This is a genomic window from Bacillus sp. JJ1521 (genome assembly GCF_036965165.1).
Classification (GTDB): Bacteria; Bacillota; Bacilli; order Bacillales; family Bacillaceae_L; genus Ferdinandcohnia.
Genome location: NZ_JBALOX010000225.1, coordinates 2,031 through 8,682 on the forward strand (window position 1 = coordinate 2,031; position 6,652 = coordinate 8,682).

A 6,652-nucleotide genomic window follows, 5' to 3' on the forward strand; every position below is an offset into this window, starting at 1 on the left:
AATCAGGGAGATTTCCATGAAGGTGCGAATTTCGCAGCGGTTCATAAGCTTCCGGTTATCTTCATGTGTGAAAATAATAAATACGCCATTTCTGTTCCATATGAAAAGCAGGTAGCTTGTGAAAAAATTTCCGACCGCGCTATTGGGTATGGAATGCCAGGTGTAACAGTTGATGGAAATGACCCACTTGAAGTATATAAGGCAGTTAAAGAAGCGGCAGATCGGGGGCGTAGAGGAGAAGGACCGACCTTAGTAGAGACCATCTCATACCGTTTGACTGCGCACTCATCTGATGATGATGATCGTGCCTACCGTGAACAGGAAGAAGTGGCAGAGGCGAAAAAGAATGACCCAGTCCTTTCTTTTGCGACCTATTTAAATCAAGTTGGAGTCTTAAATGAGGCGAAGGAAAAGGTAATTGGAGATCGTGTTGCAAAGCTTGTCAATGAAGCAACTGATTATGCAGAAAACGCACCATATGCAGAGCCAGAGTATGCTTTAAAGCATGTATACGCTGAACAGTAAGGGGGAAAAAGAATGCCTGTAATCTCATATATTGATGCCGTAACAATGGCAATTCGCGAAGAAATGGAACGTGATCCTAAAGTTTTTATCTTAGGAGAAGACGTAGGAAAAAAAGGTGGAGTATTTAAGGCGACAAATGGACTTTATGAGCAATTCGGTGAGCAGCGTGTAATGGACACCCCTTTAGCTGAGTCTGCTATTGCAGGTGTCGGAATAGGTGCAGCCATGTATGGAATGAGACCTATTGCGGAAATGCAATTTGCTGATTTTATTATGCCTGCTGTCAATCAAATTATCTCGGAAGCTGCTAAAATCCGCTATCGTTCAAACAATGATTGGAATTGTCCAATCACCATTAGAGCTCCCTATGGTGGGGGAGTACATGGAGCGCTTTATCACTCTCAATCCGTAGAAGCTGTTTTTGCAAACCAACCGGGGTTAAAAATTGTGATGCCTTCTACGCCTTATGACGTAAAAGGCTTGTTAAAGGCTGCTATTCGTGATGAAGATCCGGTTTTATTTTTTGAACATAAACGTGCTTATCGGTTAATTAAAGGTGAAGTCCCAGATGACGATTATGTATTGCCAATTGGGAAGGCTGATGTGAAGCGTGAAGGTGATGACATTACGGTAATTACGTACGGCTTATGTGTTCACTTCGCCTTACAAGCTGCAGAGCGTCTCGCGAAAGATGGAATCCAAGCGCATATCCTTGATCTACGTACGGTATATCCGCTAGATAAAGAAGCGATTATTGAAGCAGCTTCAAAAACGGGTAAGGTTTTATTGTTAACGGAAGATAATAAAGAAGGAAGCATTATGGGTGAAGTTGCCGCCATCATTGCTGAAAATTGCTTGTTTGAATTAGATGCCCCAATTAAGCGACTTGCTGGTCCAGATGTACCAGCAATGCCATATGCACCAACGATGGAAAAATACTTTATGGTAAATCCGGATAAAGTAGAAAAAGCAATGAGAGAGCTTGCGGAATTTTAACTATTCATATTTATACATGAATGGTGATTAGGAGGTTTTATGATTGGCAACTGAAAAAATAATAATGCCCCAGCTCGGTGAGAGTGTTACAGAGGGTACGATTAGTAAATGGCTTGTAGCAGTTGGGGATACCGTAAACAAATATGATCCGTTAGCTGAGGTAATGACAGATAAAGTAAATGCAGAGGTACCTTCTTCTTTCTCAGGTGTTATTAAAGAGCTTATTGCCGAAGAAGGAGAAACACTACCGGTTGGTGAAGTGATTTGTGTCATTGAAACCGCTGGAGGTGGAACCGAACAAGCCACACCACAAGCTGATGTAGATGAAGCCCTTGAAAATGCAACAAATATTGATGCGGAACCAAGGGATACTTCAAAAAAATTACGTTATTCACCTGCTGTTCTAAAGCTTTCACAGGAACATAATATTGATCTTGCACAAGTGAACGGGACAGGGGCAGGCGGAAGAATTACCCGAAAAGACCTTCTGAAGTTAATTGAATCAGGACAGATTCCAACAGCAGGTCAGGAAGTTCAAAGTGCGGCAGCTCAAAATCAGCCACCGGTTACTAATGTACAAACTTCTAAGCCAACCCCAACACCAAATGTACCTGTAACAGTTGGCGATATTGAAATACCAGTAACTGGGGTTCGAAAAGCGATCGCTACGAACATGCTCCGTAGTAAACATGAGATTCCACATGCATGGACAANNAATTCAATGAAGAATGAATTCAAGCAAAAGGAAGGCTTCAATCTCACATTCTTTGCATTTTTCGTAAAAGCTGTTGCCCAAGCGCTTAAAGAGTTCCCGCAAATCAATTCTATGTGGGCAGGAGATAAAATTATCCAGAAGAAGGATATTAATATTTCGATTGCGGTTGCAACAGATGATGCACTGTTTGTTCCGGTAATTAAGAACGCGGATGAAAAATCAATTAAGGGAATTGCAAGAGAAATAACGGACCTCGCTTCTAAAGTGCGAACTGGAAAACTTGCGGCAGATGATATGCAAGGTGGAACTTTCACAGTGAATAATACAGGTTCATTTGGATCTGTTCAGTCAATGGGAATTATTAATTATCCACAGGCAGCTATTTTACAGGTTGAATCAATCGTTCAACGACCGGTTATCATAGATGGCATGATTGCTGTTCGTCACATGGTGAATCTCTGTATGTCACTTGATCATCGTGTGTTGGATGGCCTAGTTTGCGGACGTTTCCTAGCACGAGTAAAGGAAATCATCGAGAATACCTCAAAAGAAAATACAGCTATTTACTAAAGACATTGCATAAGCAGTGTCTTTTTTTCGCTTCAACCTTTGCTTGATATAATCTGTTCATTTTAGGTAGAACATTAGGGTGAAGTCAATCTAGATTAAGAATTGTGGCAACATAAGCCATTTTCTTGTCTTTACATGCATGGTATCTCCTAGATAGTTCCAATTGAGGGTCACTTTCTTGTCTTTGTATGTATGGTATCTCCTAGATATTTCCAATTTAGAACCACTTTCTTGTGGTTGCATGTTTGTCATCTCCTATTTATATCCAATTGGATGCTATTTTCCAGCCTTTGTAAGCATGACACCTCCTGTATAATTCTAAATGTTTACCAATATCTTGTATTTGCATGATTATTGTATGGGAATGTACCGCGTATCCCCCTTTACTAATCTTCCATCTACTCATTGCGACAACCAAATATATATACTAAAATTAATTTATAGGTGAAAACGATTTCGATAAGAGGGGGAAGCCTTGTGACGAAGCAATCGAAAGAATACCAGAATATGACCTTCCCATCCATAGATTACAAGACATGGGAACAGGAAGCTGAAAAAACATTAAAAGGAAAACCCATTGAAAAATTACATAAACAAACATATGAAAAAATCACTCTTAAGCCTATTTATACAAAGGACGATGTTCAACAAATACCGTTTCTAAAAGATATGCCTGGAGAGGGTTCGAAAGTAAGAGGTTCAAAACTAACAGGCTATGTGAACCAACCTTGGCATGTTAGCCAGGAACTGGACGTAAAAACACCAGGTGATTTTAACACTGCTTTAAAGGAAGCGCTTCAAAATGGTCAAACTATGATTCATTTTAAAGTGCAAACGCAATACAGCCCGAATAAGGGACTTCAATTACATACAGACGAGGATATCGCAAAAGCATTTGACGGAATCTCACTGTCTGATACACCTGTCATTATTGATGCAGGGATCGATTTAGTAGCATTTTTATCACTTTTTCATTCTTTCGCAAATACAGATTCCATTAGTGGAACAATTGGTATGGATCCACTTGCTATATTAGTTGAACAGGGACAGTTATCGATTAAACCAGAAGCTGCCTATGACCAATTAGCACAATCCGTAAAATGGGCGATGGAAAATCAACCAAACGTACGAACGATTCTTGTAAAAGGTGATCCATATCAGAATGGTGGAGCAAATGCCGTTCAGGAGCTTTCTTTTACCCTTGGAACTGGAATTGAATATATGAGCGAGCTACTTGAAAGAGGGCTTACTGTTGATGAAATTGCACAACATATGACCTTTTCTTTTTCAATTGGTTCAAATATATTTATGGAAATTGCCAAACTACGAGCTGCAAAAATTCTTTGGACGACAATCATCGAAGCCTATGGAGGAAATGAAGATTCTACTAAAATGCATATCCATGCAAGGACATCTGCATTTACGAAAACCATTCATGACCCATATGTCAATATGCTCCGCTCGACAACTGAAGCATTTTCTGCAATTGTAGGCGGAATTGATAGTCTTCATGTTTCACCCTTTGATGAACCAAGCAAGGAATCAGATTCTTTTTCAAGAAGGATTGCAAGAAACACTCAATCGATTCTGCGTGAGGAATCCTTTCTAAATAAAGTAATTGATCCAGCGGGTGGCTCTTGGTATGTGGAAGCATTGACAAATGAACTGGCAGAAAATGCATGGGAGCTGTTAAACGAAATCGAGTCCCAAGGTGGAATGCTTGAAGCGTTGAAAGCAGGTACAGTTCAAAAAAGTATTTCGTCAGTTTTACAAGAAAGACAAAAAAATGTGAGCCATCGAAAAGATAAAATTGTCGGTACGAATATGTATGCAAATAACCAGGAAAAGCCAATGGTCTCTACCAAAACAAAAGACATTTATAAGAGTAAGGATGCTGCTATTTCAATCAAAAAAATATCACCGGTAAGAATCTCAGAAGGCTTTGAGCAACTTCGACGAGCATCTGAAAGTTTTCTTCAAGATAATGGAGAGCGACCTAAAGTCGGTTTATTAAATTTAGGTCCTATACCTGAACATAAGCCTAGAGCTGATTTTATTACGGGATTCTTTGAAGCGGGTGGCTACCAGGTCTTGAAAAACGATGGATATGCAAAAGCAGAAGATGTCATTGCAGGCGCGAGAGCTATGAATTTGAATGTCTATATTTTTTGTGGGAAAGATGACTCATACAAAGAAATGGTCACTGAAATATGCAGTGAATTAAAAAAAACAAACCCAGATCTTCGGTTTTTTATCGCTGGAAAACAAGAAAATGAAGAAGTCTATCGAAACGTAGGAATAAACGACTTTATCCATATTGGTACAGATTGCTTTGCATTTTTACATCAATTACAACAAGAAATGGGGGTGCGCTAACATGGCAAAAAGGATCGATCTTTCCAAACTAAAGCTAAAAGTATCCGATTCTTCATCCTCTCCTGAGGAATGGAGTAAAAAAGTAGAAGAAGAAATAAAGCAATCTATTGATGAGTTACTTTTTGAAACAAACGAACAAATTGCGGTAAAACCTATATATACAGAAGAAGATCTGAATGGGATGACTCATCTCGATTACATGCCTGGTCTTCCTCCGTTTTTAAGAGGCCCATATCCGACGATGTATGTGAATCGTCCTTGGACTGTTCGCCAATATGCTGGTTTTTCTACAGCAGAGGAGAGTAATGCTTTTTACCGACGAAACCTTGCGATGGGGCAAAAGGGTCTTTCTGTTGCTTTTGACTTGGCTACACACCGTGGCTATGATTCAGACCATCCACGCGTTGTTGGCGATGTAGGTAAAGCTGGGGTTGCGATTGATTCAATTCTTGATATGAAGACGTTATTTGATGGGATTCCACTTGATCAAATGAGTGTGTCGATGACCATGAATGGTGCAGTCCTTCCAATTATGGCGTTTTATATTGTAACTGCAGAGGAGCAAGGGGTTCCTCCCGAGAAATTATCGGGGACGATTCAAAATGATATTTTAAAAGAATATATGGTGAGGAATACATATATTTATCCACCGGAAACCTCGATGAGGATTATTTCGGATATTTTTGAGTACACGTCAAAAAATATGCCGAAATTCAACAGTATTAGTATTTCCGGGTATCATATGCAAGAAGCAGGTGCACCTGCAGATCTTGAACTAGCCTATACGTTAGCAGACGGATTAGAATATGTTCGAACAGGAATAAAGAAGGGAATTGATATTGATTCCTTTGCTCCTAGATTGTCATTCTTCTGGGCAATCGGAATGAACTATTTTATGGAGGTTGCGAAGATGAGGGCTGCTCGACTTATTTGGGCCCAAATGATGAAAGCCTTCAATCCTAAAAATCCTAAATCACTTGCGTTAAGGACACATTCCCAGACCTCTGGTTGGAGCTTAACGGAACAAGATCCATATAATAATGTGACTAGAACATGTATTGAGGCATTGGCGGCCGTATCGGGACATACACAGTCCTTGCATACAAATGCACTGGATGAGGCGATTGCACTCCCAACCGATTTTTCTGCTCGTATCGCTCGAAATACGCAGCTTTATTTACAGGACGAAACAGGAATTTGTAATGTGATCGATCCATGGGGTGGTTCCTATTATGTAGAGACTTTAACAAGCGAACTTATGGAACGGGCTTGGAAGCATATTGAGGAAATTGAGACACTTGGTGGAATGACGAAAGCTATTGAAACGGGTCTTCCAAAAATGCGAATTGAAGAAGCTGCAGCAAGACGTCAGGCAAGAATCGATTCCGGTAAAGAAACAATTATAGGTGTAAATAAATATCGCCTACAAAAAGAAGATCCACTTGATATTTTAGACATCGACAATACAGC

General features: G+C 39.9%; 5 protein-coding genes. All 5 read left to right on the forward strand.

Annotated features, from left to right (window positions below):
• Positions 1 to 525, forward strand: a 525-nt coding sequence (locus tag V7147_RS22990; protein WP_335370127.1) for a thiamine pyrophosphate-dependent dehydrogenase E1 component subunit alpha, incomplete at its 5' end; no start/stop codon positions are given.
• 12 nt (positions 526 to 537) lie between these two features.
• Positions 538 to 1,521 (forward strand): alpha-ketoacid dehydrogenase subunit beta, encoded by a 984-nt coding sequence (locus tag V7147_RS22995; RefSeq protein ID WP_335370128.1) that lies wholly within the window; start codon positions 538 to 540, stop codon positions 1,519 to 1,521.
• Between the two features lie 43 nt (positions 1,522 to 1,564).
• On the forward strand, positions 1,565 to 2,806 hold the full coding sequence (locus tag V7147_RS23000; protein WP_335370129.1) for a dihydrolipoamide acetyltransferase family protein: 1,242 nt from the start codon (positions 1,565 to 1,567) through the stop codon (positions 2,804 to 2,806).
• A gap of 477 nt (positions 2,807 to 3,283) precedes the next feature.
• Positions 3,284 to 5,182 carry a methylmalonyl-CoA mutase subunit beta gene (locus tag V7147_RS23005; protein WP_335370130.1) on the forward strand — a complete coding sequence of 633 codons (1,899 nt, stop codon included), beginning with the start codon at positions 3,284 to 3,286 and terminating at the stop codon, positions 5,180 to 5,182.
• Position 5,183: 1 nt separating this feature from the next.
• On the forward strand, positions 5,184 to 6,652 hold a 1,469-nt coding region (scpA, locus tag V7147_RS23010), incomplete at its 3' end, for a methylmalonyl-CoA mutase (RefSeq protein WP_335370131.1).